Annotated in this window: 21 protein-coding genes; all 21 read left to right on the forward strand. The window is 66.8% G+C overall.

The genetic code is table 11. The features are described 5' to 3' along the window. The 21 genes from M1L36_RS16120 to M1L36_RS16225 all read left to right on the forward strand — a co-directional run bounded on the left by M1L36_RS16120 (window position 1) and on the right by M1L36_RS16225 (window position 13,019). The gene (locus M1L36_RS16120; protein WP_250874764.1) at window positions 1-462 is read left to right on the forward strand and encodes a 50S ribosomal protein L22; all 462 of its coding nucleotides are present in this window, start codon (window positions 1-3) and stop codon (window positions 460-462) included. Next, entirely contained in the window at window positions 462-1,508 is a 1,047-nt protein-coding gene (locus M1L36_RS16125; RefSeq protein ID WP_250874765.1) for a 30S ribosomal protein S3, read from the forward strand. Before M1L36_RS16120 ends, M1L36_RS16125 begins: the two co-directional genes overlap by 1 nt. Then, window positions 1,508-1,720, forward strand: a complete 213-nt coding sequence (rpmC, locus tag M1L36_RS16130) for a 50S ribosomal protein L29 (RefSeq protein WP_250874766.1) — start codon at window positions 1,508-1,510, stop codon at window positions 1,718-1,720. The genes M1L36_RS16125 and rpmC overlap by 1 nt, the downstream gene beginning before the upstream one ends. Further along, window positions 1,721-2,023 carry a ribonuclease P protein component 1 gene (locus M1L36_RS16135; RefSeq protein WP_250874767.1) on the forward strand — a complete coding sequence of 101 codons (303 nt, stop codon included), beginning with the start codon at window positions 1,721-1,723 and terminating at the stop codon, window positions 2,021-2,023. Beyond that, window positions 2,014-2,442: a 30S ribosomal protein S17 gene (locus tag M1L36_RS16140; protein WP_250874768.1), complete on the forward strand. Its 429-nt coding sequence runs from the start codon at window positions 2,014-2,016 to the stop codon at window positions 2,440-2,442. The genes M1L36_RS16135 and M1L36_RS16140 overlap by 10 nt, the downstream gene beginning before the upstream one ends. Next, window positions 2,442-2,840 carry a 50S ribosomal protein L14 gene (locus M1L36_RS16145; protein ID WP_250874769.1) on the forward strand — a complete coding sequence of 133 codons (399 nt, stop codon included), beginning with the start codon at window positions 2,442-2,444 and terminating at the stop codon, window positions 2,838-2,840. The genes M1L36_RS16140 and M1L36_RS16145 overlap by 1 nt, the downstream gene beginning before the upstream one ends. Before the next feature lie 2 nt (window positions 2,841-2,842). Beyond that, entirely contained in the window at window positions 2,843-3,199 is a 357-nt protein-coding gene (rplX, locus tag M1L36_RS16150) for a 50S ribosomal protein L24 (RefSeq protein WP_250874770.1), read from the forward strand. After that, window positions 3,196-3,975, forward strand: coding sequence for a 30S ribosomal protein S4e (locus M1L36_RS16155; RefSeq protein WP_250874771.1), 780 nt, complete (start codon window positions 3,196-3,198; stop codon window positions 3,973-3,975). Before rplX ends, M1L36_RS16155 begins: the two co-directional genes overlap by 4 nt. After that, window positions 3,972-4,487: a 50S ribosomal protein L5 gene (locus M1L36_RS16160; protein WP_250874772.1), complete on the forward strand. Its 516-nt coding sequence runs from the start codon at window positions 3,972-3,974 to the stop codon at window positions 4,485-4,487. Before M1L36_RS16155 ends, M1L36_RS16160 begins: the two co-directional genes overlap by 4 nt. A gap of 1 nt (window position 4,488) precedes the next feature. Beyond that, the gene (locus tag M1L36_RS16165; protein ID WP_250874773.1) at window positions 4,489-4,665 is read left to right on the forward strand and encodes a 30S ribosomal protein S14; all 177 of its coding nucleotides are present in this window, start codon (window positions 4,489-4,491) and stop codon (window positions 4,663-4,665) included. Then, window positions 4,665-5,057, forward strand: a complete 393-nt coding sequence (locus M1L36_RS16170) for a 30S ribosomal protein S8 (RefSeq protein WP_250874774.1) — start codon at window positions 4,665-4,667, stop codon at window positions 5,055-5,057. The genes M1L36_RS16165 and M1L36_RS16170 overlap by 1 nt, the downstream gene beginning before the upstream one ends. Window position 5,058: 1 nt before the next feature. Then, the gene (locus M1L36_RS16175; RefSeq protein ID WP_250874775.1) at window positions 5,059-5,634 is read left to right on the forward strand and encodes a 50S ribosomal protein L6; all 576 of its coding nucleotides are present in this window, start codon (window positions 5,059-5,061) and stop codon (window positions 5,632-5,634) included. Beyond that, complete coding sequence (locus M1L36_RS16185) at window positions 5,634-6,572, forward strand: 50S ribosomal protein L32e (RefSeq protein WP_305794555.1); 939 nt, start codon at window positions 5,634-5,636, stop codon at window positions 6,570-6,572. Before M1L36_RS16175 ends, M1L36_RS16185 begins: the two co-directional genes overlap by 1 nt. Beyond that, window positions 6,565-7,011 carry a 50S ribosomal protein L19e gene (locus M1L36_RS16190; RefSeq protein WP_250874776.1) on the forward strand — a complete coding sequence of 149 codons (447 nt, stop codon included), beginning with the start codon at window positions 6,565-6,567 and terminating at the stop codon, window positions 7,009-7,011. The genes M1L36_RS16185 and M1L36_RS16190 overlap by 8 nt, the downstream gene beginning before the upstream one ends. A gap of 1 nt (window position 7,012) precedes the next feature. After that, window positions 7,013-7,567, forward strand: a complete 555-nt coding sequence (locus tag M1L36_RS16195; RefSeq protein ID WP_250874777.1) for a 50S ribosomal protein L18 — start codon at window positions 7,013-7,015, stop codon at window positions 7,565-7,567. Next, a complete protein-coding gene (locus M1L36_RS16200; RefSeq protein WP_250874778.1) occupies window positions 7,564-8,196 on the forward strand; it encodes a 30S ribosomal protein S5 in 633 nt (210 codons plus the stop codon). Before M1L36_RS16195 ends, M1L36_RS16200 begins: the two co-directional genes overlap by 4 nt. Next, a complete protein-coding gene (rpmD, locus tag M1L36_RS16205) occupies window positions 8,193-8,657 on the forward strand; it encodes a 50S ribosomal protein L30 (RefSeq protein ID WP_250874779.1) in 465 nt (154 codons plus the stop codon). The genes M1L36_RS16200 and rpmD overlap by 4 nt, the downstream gene beginning before the upstream one ends. Then, a complete protein-coding gene (locus tag M1L36_RS16210) occupies window positions 8,654-9,151 on the forward strand; it encodes an uL15m family ribosomal protein (protein ID WP_250874780.1) in 498 nt (165 codons plus the stop codon). Before rpmD ends, M1L36_RS16210 begins: the two co-directional genes overlap by 4 nt. Before the next feature lie 213 nt (window positions 9,152-9,364). Then, complete coding sequence (gene secY, locus M1L36_RS16215; protein ID WP_250874781.1) at window positions 9,365-10,843, forward strand: preprotein translocase subunit SecY; 1,479 nt, start codon at window positions 9,365-9,367, stop codon at window positions 10,841-10,843. Window positions 10,844-10,966: 123 nt separating this feature from the next. Beyond that, window positions 10,967-11,512, forward strand: coding sequence for a hypothetical protein (locus M1L36_RS16220; protein ID WP_250874782.1), 546 nt, complete (start codon window positions 10,967-10,969; stop codon window positions 11,510-11,512). Between the two features lie 238 nt (window positions 11,513-11,750). Next, complete coding sequence (locus M1L36_RS16225; RefSeq protein WP_250874783.1) at window positions 11,751-13,019, forward strand: AI-2E family transporter; 1,269 nt, start codon at window positions 11,751-11,753, stop codon at window positions 13,017-13,019.

Here is a 13,019-nt window from a genome sequence, read left to right on the forward strand (position 1 = left end):
ATGGGAATCAGCTACAGCGTCGACGCGGACCCGGAGACCACGGCGAAAGCCATGCTCCGAGAGCGTCACATGTCCCACAAGCACAGCAAAGAGATCGCGCGCGCCATCAAGGGCGAGACCGCCGGCGACGCCGTCGAGTACCTCGAAGCGGTACTCGCGGGCGAGCGCTCGGTCCCGTTCAAGTCCCACAACTCCGGCGTCGGACACCGCTCCGACATCGAGGGCTGGGACGCCGGCCGATACCCTGAGAAGGCGACCGAGGCGTTCCTCGACCTACTCGAGAACGTCGTCGGCAACGCCGACCATCAGGGCTTCGACGGTGAGAGCATGCGCATCATGCACGTCGCCGCCCACAAGGTCGGCGAGTCCCCGGGGCGCAAGCCTCGCGCGTTCGGTCGTGCCACCGCGTGGAACACCCCACAGGTGGACGTCGAACTCATCCTCGAAGAGGTGGATAACTGATGGCAGACGAACACGAATTCATCGAGAGCGGGCTGCAGCGCACCCAGATCGACGAGTTCTTCGGTGAAGAACTCGCTCGCGCCGGCTACGGCGGCATGGAGGTCGCACAGACCCCCATGGGCGTCCAGATCGTCCTTCGGGCCGAGAAGCCCGGGATGGTCATCGGCAAGGGCGGGAAGAACATCCGCAAGATCACGTCGGAGCTGGAGACGCGCTTCGACCTCGACGACCCGCAGATCGACGTGCAGGAGGTCGACGAACCCGACCTCAACGCACAGATCGTCGCGGACCGTCTCGCGAACGCGCTCGAACGCGGCTGGTACTTCCGGAAGGCCGGCCACACCACCATCGACCGCATCATGGACGCCGGGGCACTCGGTGCCGAGATCGTCCTCAGCGGGAAGGTGACGGGCGCACGCTCGCGCGTCGAGAAGTTCAACCGCGGCTACATCAAGCACAACGGCGAACCCGCCGAGTCCATCGTGGACGAGGGGCAGGGCGTCGCCGTGATGAAGCTCGGGACCATCGGTGTGACGGTCAAGATCATCCCGCCCGGAGCCCAGCTCCCCGACGACTTCCAGGTCGCCGAGGACGCGGACGTCTCCGAGTTCGTCGTCGAACCCGAGGAGGACGAGGGCGTCGAGGAACTGCTCGACCGTGACCCCGACGAGGTCGCCGACGCGGGCACCGAGCCCGTCACCGACTCCGAGGCGGACGACGGCAGCCAGCCGACCGCCGACGAGGAGGTCGTCGAGGAGGAGGTCCTCGACGAGGAACAGGAGATCGCCACGCCGGAAGACGGCGACATCGAAGAGGAGCTCGACGACCTCGAGGAGGCCGTCGAGGGCGAACTCTCCGAAGAGTCCGAAGCCGAAGCGGAGGACCTGCTCGACGAGATGGAAGAGCAAGACACCGCCGAGGCCGACGTCGAAGAGACCGTCGAGGGTGAGGACGCGGACGCCGGCGGTGCCGACGAGGCATCCGACGCGCCCGCGACCGAAGACGACGAGGCCGCTGCCTCGGAAGACGAGGAGGGCGAGAACTGATGGCCATCCTCTACACCGAAGAGATCCGCGACATGACGCCTGCCGAACGGCAGTCGGAACTCGAGGAGCTCGAGACGGAACTGCTCAACGCCAACGCCGTGCAGGCCGCCGGTGGCGCACCGGAGAACCCCGGTCGCGTCAGCGAGCTGCGCCGCACCATCGCTCGGATCAAGACGATCCAGAGCGAGGAAGGCGACGAGGAGGCCGAATAGATGTTGACCGCCGAGACCCTGCCACGCCACGAACTCGTCGGCTTGCATGTGCGAGTCGCCGACTCGTCGGACCCGACTCTCGTCGGGTGTGAAGGGACGGTCGTCTCCGAGACGACCAACACCCTCCTGCTCAGCGCCGGGTCTCGGTCCGTGCGGGTGCCGAAGGCGGTCGCGACGTTCGAGTTCCGCCTGGACGCCGAGTGTTCGGAGGACGCCTCCGAGTACGTCGTCGTCGAGGGTGAGCGACTCGTCGCGCGACCGGCCCGACGCACCGAACGCACAGGTGATTCACGATGGCAATAGGACTGAACGTACCAGAGCCCGAGGAGACCTGCTCCGACCCGAACTGCCCGTTCCACGGCGAACTGTCCGTGCGCGGTCAGACGATCGAAGCAGAGGTCGCCTCCACGGCGATGGACAAGACCGTCGTCGTCGAGCGAGAGTACGACGTGCGCGTGCCCAAGTACGACCGGTACATGAAGCGCCGGTCGCGCATCCCGGCACACCACCCCGCATGTCTCGACCTCTCGTCCGGCGACATCGTACGTATCGCAGAGACTCGACCGCTGTCGAAGACGAAATCCCACGTCGTTGTGGAGATCGTCGAGGTGGCCGAGGAGTCGGGTGGCATCACCGCCCCCGCGACCGAAAGCGCCGAGGACACCACCGGTGACGTCACCGAGGGTGCGTCGGCAGACCGCTCGCCCGAGGGTGAGAACTGATGCAGGCGCTCAACGCCGACGTGACGCAGGGCCTGGAGAAGGGCTCGCTCGTCACGTGCGCCGACAACACCGGCGCGCGCGAACTGAAGATCATCAGCGTCTCGGGCTACCACGGCACGAAGAACCGCCACCCCAAGGCCGGCGTCGGTGACAAGGTCACCGTCTCGGTCACGAAGGGGACGCCGGAGATGCGCCGTCAGGTGCTCGAAGCCGTCGTCGTCCGCCAGCGCAAGTCCATCCGTCGTCCCGACGGCGTCCGCGTCAAGTTCGAAGACAACGCGGCCGTCATCGTCGACGAGAACGAGGACCCGCGCGGGACCGAGATCAAGGGCCCGATCGCTCAGGAGGTCGGCGAGCGGTTCGGCAGCATCGCCAGCACGGCGACCATGATGTACTAACGATGACGAAACAACCACGCAAACAACGCAACCGACGTGCGAACGCGCCGCTCCACGAGCGCCAGAAGCAGGTTCGCGCGACGCTGGCTGCCGGACTCCGCGACGAGTACGGCCAGCGCTCGGTCCGCGTCAACGCCGGGGACACCGTCGAGGTGCTCCGTGGCGACGACGCCGGCACCGAGGGCGAGGTCCAGAAGGTGGACCTCGCGGACGCGACCATCCACGTCGAGGGCGTCACGATCCAGAAGGCCGACGGGGAGGACGTTCCCCGCGCGCTGGACGCCTCGAACGTCCGTGTCACGGACCTCGACCTCGAGGACGACCAGCGCGAGGCACGACTAGAGGGTGATGACGAATGAGTGACCACCAGAAGCGACTGTCGGCACCGACGTCGTGGCCGGTCGCACGCAAGACGAAGAAGTACACCGTCAAGGCGGGCGCAGGCCCCCACGGTCAGGATGGCGTTCCGCTGCTCATCCTGCTTCGTGACGTGCTCGGCTACGTCGACTCGAAGAAGGAAGCACGCTACGCGCTCGAACAGGGCAGCGTCGTCGTCAACGGGCAGGCTGCCCGCGACGAGCGCCGTCCCATCGGGATGTTCGACATCCTCGGCTTCGTCGAGCGCGAGGAGTTCTACCGCGTGTTCCCCGACGAGGGCGGTCGGCTCGCGCTGACCCCCATCGACGCGGACAGCGCCGACTCGAAGCTCGGGAAGGTCGTCGGCAAGCAGACCGTCGCCGGCGGTCAGACCCAGCTGACGCTCCACGACGGACAGACGCTGCTCACCGAGGACGCGGACATCGGCGGCAGCGACTCCGTCGTCGTCGACAACGACGACAACAGCGTCGTCGCGCACTTCCCCTACGAGGAGGGTGCGCTCGTGACGGCCGTTCGCGGCCAGCACGCCGGCGAGATCGGCGAGATCGACGAGATCAGCGTCACCGCGGGCTCGGGGCCCAACAACGTCGTCGTCGCGCAGGACGGCGAGGTCGCCTTCGAGACCATCGAGGACTACGTCGTCGTCATCGACGAGAACTTCGTCGGCGAGGACGGCGGTGTCGAAGACGCGACCGAGGAAGCGTCCTCGGACGTCGAGGCCGACACCAGTCAGGACGACGAGGTGACCGACGAATGAGCCAGAGCGAACTCCACGAGATGCGCTCGCCGACCGTCGAGAAGGTCGTCGTCCACATGGGCATCGGTGAGGGTGGGCAGCCGCTCGCCAACGCCGAGGAGATCCTCGAGGAGGTCACGGGGCAGACGCCCGTCCGGACCGTCGCCAAGCGCACGGTGCCGGAGTTCAACATCCGCGAGGGCGACCCCATCGGTGCGAAGGTCACCCTCCGTGGCGACCTCGCCGCCGAGTTCCTCGACACCGCGCTCCCCCTGGTCGACCTGAGCGGCAACCAGTTCGACCAGACCGGGAACTTCAGCTTCGGTGTCGACGAACACACCGAGTTCCCGAGTCAGGAGTACGACCCGAACATCGGTATCTACGGGCTGGACGTGACGGTCAACCTCGTCCGCCCCGGCTACCGCGTGCGCAAGCGCGACGTGGCCAACCAGCAGATTCCGTCGCGACACCGCCTGACCGTCGAGGACTCGATGCGGTTCCTCGAGGCGGAGTTCGACGTGGAGGTGAACTGAGATGAGTGAAAGCGAAACAGAAGAGACGGGTGAGCACGCCGCCAAGCGCACGGGTCAGCTCGAGTCGTGCCAGCGCTGTGGCCGCAACCAGGGTCTCGTCGGGAAGTACGACATCTGGCTCTGCCGCCAGTGCTTCCGCGAGATCGCCCGCTCCATGGGATTCAAGAAGTACAGCTAATGACGGGGAACGATCCACTGGCCGCTGCGCTGTCGGAGCTCAACAACGCCGAAAGCGTCGGCCATCTCGAACAGACCGTCCAGCCCGCCTCGAACATCATCGGCTCGACCCTCGAAGTCTTCTACGACCGAGGGTACGTCGGCGGCTTCCAGTTCGTCGACGACGGCAAAGCCGGACGTTTCGAGGTCGAACTGAAAGGTGCCATCAACGAGTGTGGTCCCGTGAAGCCGCGCTACTCGGCGACCGCCGACGGCTACGAGAAGTGGGAGAAGCGATTCCTCCCCGCTCGTGACTACGGGACGCTCATCGTCTCCACTTCGGAGGGCATCATGAGCCACTACGAGGCCCGCGAACAGGGCATCGGTGGCCAAGTAATCGCCTACGTGTACTGATATGCGAGTTGAAATCGAACTTCCGGACGACGTGGACGCCTCACTCGACCACCTCGACCTCACCGTAGAGGGCGAGAACGGGTCGGTGACGCGTAAGCTGTGGTTCCCGGACGTGGCGGTCTCCGTCGAGGAGGTCACCATCGAAGGCGGTGAGGACGAAGACGACCGCGAGGTCGAGGCCGTCGTCATCGAGAGCGCCGACGCCGACCGCAAGACGGCGGCGACCATCGGCACCTTCGAGAGCCACGTACGGAACATGGTGCACGGAGTGACCACCGGGTGGGAGTACCAGATGGAGGTCTTCTACTCTCACTTCCCGATGCAGGTCGACGTCGAGGGCGACGAAGTCGTCATCGCGAACTTCCTCGGGGAGAAGTCACCCCGTCGCACGCCCATCCGCGGCGACACACAGGTACAGGTCGACGGTGAGGAACTGGTCCTCAGCGGCCCCGACATCGAGGCCGTTGGCCAGACCGCCGCCGACATCGAACAGCTCACGCGCGTGACCGACAAGGACACCCGCGTGTTCCAGGACGGCGTGTACATCACGCAGAAACCCTCCCGAGGTGAGGCCTGATGGCAACTCCAGAGACGCTCGAAGACATCGACGGTGTCGGCGACGCGAAAGCCGAATCGCTCCGTGAGGCTGGCTTCGAGTCCGTCGAGGACGTGCAGGCCGCCACCGCGGAGGAACTGACCGAAGTCGAAGGCATCAGCGAGTCGCTCGCAGAGCGCATCCTCGCCGACGTCTCCGGCGTCGAGGAGGAACTCGACGACGACGAGACCGTCGAAGTCGACGACGAGGCTCCCGAAGGCCCCTCGGACATCGAGGACATCTCCGGTGTCGGCCCGAGCAAGGCGGACGCGCTCCGCGAGGCCGGCTACGAGACCGTCGACGACGTCCGTGGCGCGAGCCAGTCGGACCTCGCCGAAGTCGAGGGCATCGGCAACGCGCTCGCTGCCCGTATCAAGGCCGACGTCGGTGGACTCGAAATCCGCGAGGAAGACGAGACCGAGGCCGAGGTCGAAGACGAGGGCGAACCCGAGGAACCCGCCGAGGACGTGGAGACGGAACTCCAGGCCCGCGGGCTCACCGAGAAGACGCCCGAGCTCTCCGACGAAGAAGAGCGACTCCTGACCCAGCGGAAACGCGAGGGCAAGCCCGCGTTCCGCCGCCAGGACTACCACAAGAAGAAGCGCACGCCCGAGTCGTGGCGACGCCCACGCGGCGGCCTGTCGAAACAGCGCCGCGGTCAGAAGGGGAAGGGCCCGAAGGTCCACTCCGGCTACCGAACGCCGAAGTCGGTCCGCGGACTCCACCCCAGCGGCTTCGAGGAGGTCCACGTCGAGAACGTGGACGACCTCGAGGGTGTCGACGGCGACACCCAGGCCGTGCGCATCGCCTCCACCGTCGGCGCTCGCAAGCGCGAGCGCATCGAGGAGGAGGCCGAGGACGCCGAGATTCGCGTCCTCAACCCGACGTACGTCGAAGTCGAGGTGAACTCCAATGAGTGACCTGAGCACCCAGAAGCGTCTGGCTGCCGACGAGCTCGAGGTCGGGAAGAACCGTATCTGGTTCGACCCCGACGCCAACGCGGACATCGCCGACGCAATCACCCGCGAGGACATCCGCGAGCTCATCGCGGACGGCAGCATCGACGTGAAACGAGAGGCGCGTGGCAACTCCCGCGGCCGTGCCCGGAAGCGCAACGAGAAGCGCGCGTACGGTCACCGCAAGGGCCCCGGTACCCGCAAGGGTCGCAAGGGCGCTCGTGACGGGAAGAAAGACCAGTGGATGCGACGCATCCGCGCACAGCGTCGTCGCCTGCGCGAACTCCGCGACGAGGAGGAGCGACTCGACAGCTCCGAGTACCGCGAAGTGTACGGTATGGCCTCGGGTGGAGAGTTCGACAGTGTGAACGACCTCGAACGATACGTGGAGAACAACTACTGACATGGCAACCGGACCACGATACAAAGTGCCCATGCGGCGACGCCGCGAGGCACGTACGGACTACCATCAGCGGTTGCGCCTGTTGAAATCCGGTCGAGCACGCCTCGTTGCTCGCTCGAGCAACAAGCACATCAGGGCGCAGCTGGTGACGACTGGTGATCAGGGGGATCGAACGTTGGCCGCCGCACACTCGGCGGACCTCGAAGAGTACGGCTGGGAGGCACCGACGGGCAACCTGCCCGCCGCCTACCTCACCGGCTTCCTCGCGGGCAAGCGTGCGCTCGCCGAGGGCGTCGAGGACGCGGTCCTCGACATCGGGCTGAACACGGCGACGCCGGGCAGTAAGGTGTTCGCCGTCCAGGAGGGCGCGATCGACGCCGGCCTCCAGGTTCCGCACAACGACGACGTGTTCGCCGAGTGGGAACGGACCCGCGGCGACCACATCGCCGAGTACGCGGAGCAGCTCGACGAACCGCTCTACAGCGGAGAGTTCGATGCGACCGACCTACCAGATCACTTCGATGACGTACGAGAACGCATGGAGGACGAACTATGAGTAACGGCTGGGAACCGAAGACGCGACTCGGTCAGCAGGTGCTCGACGGCGACATCACGTCGATGAGAGCGGCCCTCGACTCGGGGCTCCCGCTCCGCGAGGCGGAGGTCGTCGACCGACTGCTGCCGGACCTCGAGGACAACGTCCTCGACATCAACATGGTCCAGCGCATGACCGACTCCGGGCGCCGTGTGAAGTTCCGGTGTTCGGTCGTCGTGGGCAACCGCGACGGCTTCGTCGGCTACGCCGAGGGACGTGACGACCAGGTCGGTGGCGCTATCCAGAAGGCCATCGGCATCGCGAAGCTGAACATCATCGACGTCTCGCGTGGCTGTGGCTCGTGGGAGTGTGGCTGTGGGCGACCCCACACCGTCGCGCTCCGTACCACGGGCAAGGCCGGCAGCGTCGAGGTCGAACTCCAGCCCGCACCGCGCGGTCTGGGGCTGGCGGGCGGGGAGACCGTCCGCTCGGTGCTCGAACTCGCCGGTATCGAGGACATCTGGACCCGCTCGTCGGGCCAGACGCGCACCACGGTCAACTTCGCGAAGGCGACGTTCAACGCGCTCCGGAACACGGCCGAAGCCCGTGTCCCCCAGCGCGCCGCCGAGAAGCGTGAGGTGATCGAATGAGGGCGCTCGTGCAGGTCCGCGGCGAGGTCGACATGAGCTACCGGGTGCAGGACACCATCGACATGCTCAACCTCGGGCGTGTCAACCACTGCGTGTTCGTCCCCGACACCGACACCTACCGCGGGATGGTCACGAAGGTCAACGACTGGGTCGCCCACGGCGAGCCCAGCCAGGACGTCGTGGCGAAACTCATCGGGACGCGCGCCGAGCCCGCCGAGGGCGACGACGACATCACCGACGAGTGGGTGGCGGACAACACCGACTACGACAGTATCGACGCGCTGGCAGCGGCGCTCGTGGACGAGGAGACGACACTGCGAAAGCAGGGTCTCTCGCCCACGCTTCGCCTACATCCGCCGCGTGGCGGGCACGACGGCATCAAGCACCCCACGAAGGAGGGTGGCCAGCTCGGCAAGCACACGACCGAGGAGATCGACTCTCTCCTCACCCAGATGCGATGACGAGCAAGAAACGACGACAGCGTGGCTCGCGCACGCACGGCGGCGGTACGCACAAGAACCGGCGTGGTGCCGGTCACCGTGGTGGCCGTGGTCGCGCCGGTCGCGCCAAACACGAGTTCCACAACTACGAACCGCTGGGCAAACACGGGTTCGACCGCCCGGAGAAGGCAAAGGAGACGGTCGCGACCATCTCCCTGCAGAAGCTCGACGAGGACATCGCGGTGTACGCCGCCGAGGGCCTCGCCGAGGAGTCCGGTGACGGCTACGAGCTCGACGCTCGCGACATCGTCGACCCCGCCGCGGAGGTCGACTACGTGAAGGTGCTCGGTGCGAACCAGCTCCACAGCACGCTCACCATCACGGCCGACGCGTTCTCCGAGAGCGCCGTCGAACTCGTCGAGTCCGAAGGTGGCGAGGTCGTCCTCACCGAGCGCGGTGAGGAGCGACTCGCTGCGATGGAAGACGACGAAGCCGAAGACGACGACGAGCAGTAAGTCGGCGTCCGCTCGATTCGACTCGCTTTCTTCAGCCGCTCCCCGCAGAGCGCCAGCGCCGGCGTGACGGCCGGGGCGGACACCGTACGCCGACTGATACGTCCTCGCACACCCGACAGTCCAGATACGCCCGACGGCGACCGAATTTCGCCCCCGAAGGCTAGGAAACGAGTCGAAGGACATACATGGGCCCGAAGGTAAGCCTGCGTCAGAATGAGTTGGAAGGAGACCGCCGCACCCGTACTCACGCGGATGCCCACCGTGGCCCGACCGGAGGGCCACGTCCCGTTCAGGAGGAAGCTCACCTGGACGGCCGGCGTCCTCGTGCTCTACTTCTTCCTGACCAACGTGCTCATCTTCGGGCTCGCAGGGACAGGGAGTGACGCATTCGGGCAGTTCAGAACAATCCTCGCGGGAGGACAGGGGAGTATCCTCCAGTTGGGTATCGGCCCCATCGTCACCGCGAGCATCGTCCTGCAGTTGCTCGGTGGTGCGAACCTCCTCGGACTCGACACCAGCGACCCGCGCGACCAGGCGCTGTATCAGGGCCTCCAGAAGCTCCTGGTCGTCGTGATGATCTTCCTGACGGGCATCCCGCTGGTGTTCCTCGGGAACTTCCTGCCCGCGAGCGGTCAGATAGCGAGCAGTCTCGGTGTCTCGACGTTCGCGATGCAGTGTCTCATCTTCACGCAGATCGCCATCGGCGGTCTCCTCATCCTGTTCATGGACGAGGTCATCTCGAAGTGGGGGGTCGGCTCCGGTGTCGGCCTGTTCATCGTCGCCGGCGTGAGCCAGCGTCTCGTCGGTGGGTTCATCGGGTGGTCGGGCCTGACGAACCAGACCGGCTTCTTCGAGGCGTGGTTCAACATCATCACCGGCGGCGTCGAGACGCCACCGCTGTTCTCCGCCGACGGCATCCAGTTCCTGCTGGGGTCGGGTGGGGGCCAGCTACTCGCACTCGTCACGACGCTGCTCATCTTCGGCATCGTCGTCTACGCGGAGTCCGTCCGCGTCGAGATTCCGCTGAGCCACGCGAAGGTTCGCGGTGCTCGGGGTCGATTCCCCGTGAAGCTCATCTACGCGAGCGTTCTGCCGATGATTCTCGTCCGCGCGCTGCAGGCGAACATCCAGTTCCTCGGGCGCATCCTCCGCTCTCAGCTCGGTGAGGGGATGCCCGACTGGCTGGGCGTCTACCAGCAGACCCAACAGGGGTTCGTCCCCACGGGTGGGCTGTTCTACTACTTCGCGCCCATCTACACGCCACAGGACTGGGTCAACGCCCTCGGGACGAACACGCTCGACATCCTCATCCGCATCGGCGTCGACCTGACGTTCATGGTCATCGGCGGAGCCATCTTCGCGGTGTTCTGGGTCGAGACCTCCGGCATGGGTCCCGACGCCACCGCCAAGCAGATTCAGAACTCCGGGATGCAGATTCCCGGCTTCCGGAAGAGCCCGAAGGTCATGGAGAAGGTGCTCGCCCGCTACATCCCACAGGTGACGGTCATCGGTGGGGCGCTCGTCGGCCTGCTCGCCGTCGCAGCGAACATGCTCGGCACCATCGGGACCGTCTCCGGGACGGGCCTGCTGCTGACGGTCTCCATCACGTACAAGCTGTACGAGGAGATCGCCGAAGAGCAGCTCATGGAGATGCACCCCATGATGCGACAGGTGTTCGGAAGCGCCGACTGACCGCCGGGACACCGCTGCTCACTTTCGGTACCGTCGACCGCCCGAGAGTCACGACACCGTGACTCTCACGTTTGTATCAAAGTTCGGACAGGTTTATCCTCCGGTTCGTGGTACGGTGTGGCGATGGCAACGACCCTCGCGACCGTCGAGAAGGTCGGCTACGTGCTCTGGGGCGCGGTCCTCGCACTCGGTGTCGTCGTCGGACTGAGCCTCGTCGGCGGGAGCGCCACCGACAGCGGCGGACACGACGCCGTCCGGGCGGGGCCGGCCACGCCGACCGACGGTCAGACCGACGCGGCGGCGGTCGTCGAGGAACGTCGGGGGGTGCCGGTCTCGCTGGACCTCGACCGTGACGGCCCGGCGGTCGACGTCGGTCTCGACCTGTCCGGCGTCGGCGTCGACGTCGAGAACGCCGGCCACCCGAGCGAGCGCCAGTCCGTCGAACTCCGCTCGGACGCCCTCGAAGGCGAGACGGCCGAGAGCGCCGGCGTCGGTCTGTGCGCGCTCGGTCTCGGTGAGGAGAACCCCTCCGGGGTCCGCGTCGCCGTCGACGGGGAGTCCGGGTCGGTCGTGGCGGACATCGACCCCCCGCCCGACACCACTCGAGAGTCGACCGCCGAGTCGGCACGAGACGTCGTCGAACGCTGTTCGCGTACCGAGCGTTCCTGACCGGCACACGACGTGCGTCCCCGACGGCGAACTCACGCGCTCGTCTGTGAGTGGCCTGTTCGTCGTGGTCCGGGACGTCGTGGCCCGGCTATCGGCACCTCCGTAATTCGGGTATCGGTACTGTCCCGGAAACCTATCACGTTCACGACAGGCTTACCCGGCGAGCGAGCGGACTGGGGGGTATGAGCCGGGGGTGCCAGGAAGCGACGTCGCCAGCAGGTAGCGGGTGTGGTCGCCGGTGAGCGTCGACCTCGGGCGGTCGTCGGTCGACCGACAGCGACTCACGCTGTGGGCGCTCGCCTTCGCGTTGCTCGTCGTGCTGGCGTTCGTCGCCTGGTCGTACGTCGGCACGCTCGTCTTCGGTCTGTTCGTCTACTACGCGACCCGACCCGTCATGGAGCGAGTCGCGGGGCGGGTCGCCTCCCGGACGCTCGCGGCGGCGGTCGCGCTGCTCGCGTTCGTCGTCCCCGCACTGCTGTTGTTCGCGTACGCCATCGCCGTCGCTCTCACGGAGGTGGCAGCGTTCGTGACCTCAGAGGAGGTGGGCGAGACGCTCGCCGTCCTCGAACCGTACCTGCCGCTGTCTGCGCTGGCGGGCGGACTCGACAGTCTCGTCCGAGTGGTCGTCGCCGACCCCGCCCGCCTCCAGGCGTTGACGACCGACGAGACGTTCCTCGCGGTCGTCGAGGCGACGCTCGGGTCGGTCGGCTTCCTCGGCAGCGCCGGCCTCCACGCGTTCATCGTGCTCGTCGTCTCGTTCTACCTGCTTCGCGACGACTACCGCATCGTCGCGTGGGCGCGCTCGACGTTCCTCCGGCAGGGGAGCGTCGCCGAACGCTACTTCGTCGTCGTCGACGAGGACCTCCGCAGCGTCTACTTCGGGAACATCGTCAACGCCGCGGTGACCGGCTTGCTCGCCGGGGTGGTGTTCAACCTGCTCAACCTCGTCGCCCCCGCGGTCGTCGCCGTCCCCCAACCGACGCTGGTCGGACTGCTCGTGGGGGTCGCCAGTCTCGTCCCCGTCGTCGGCATCAAACTCGTCTGGGTGCCGGTGGCGCTCGTCCTCGCGGCCGTCGCCGTCCTCGAAGACCCGACGACCCTCTGGTTCGTCGCGCTGTTCGCCGTCGTCTCCGTCGTCGTCGTCGACTGGATACCCGACCAGGTGCTCCGCCCGTTCGTCAGCGGCCGGAACGTCCACGTCGGGGCCATCATGCTCGCGTACATCTTCGGGCCGCTGCTCTGGGGGTGGTACGGCATCTTCCTCGGCCCGCTGGTGCTCGTCCTCGGCTTCGAGTTCGGCCGCGTGGTCGCGCCGTGGCTGGCCGACCCGCGCTGGACCGAGTTCCAGGTCGGCGACGCCACGACCGCGCCGGACGCCGACACTCCGACCGTCCCGGACGCCGACTCGGCTACCGACCGAGACGCGACCGAGGAGTCGCGCGCGGCCGACGACGCGGGACCCACACCCGACGACGCGCTCGGGAGAGACCCGACGACGGAAGACTGA

Origin of the sequence: Halomarina rubra (genome assembly GCF_023699475.1) — an archaeon.
In the GTDB taxonomy this organism is placed as follows: Archaea; Halobacteriota; Halobacteria; order Halobacteriales; family Haloarculaceae; genus Halomarina; species Halomarina rubra.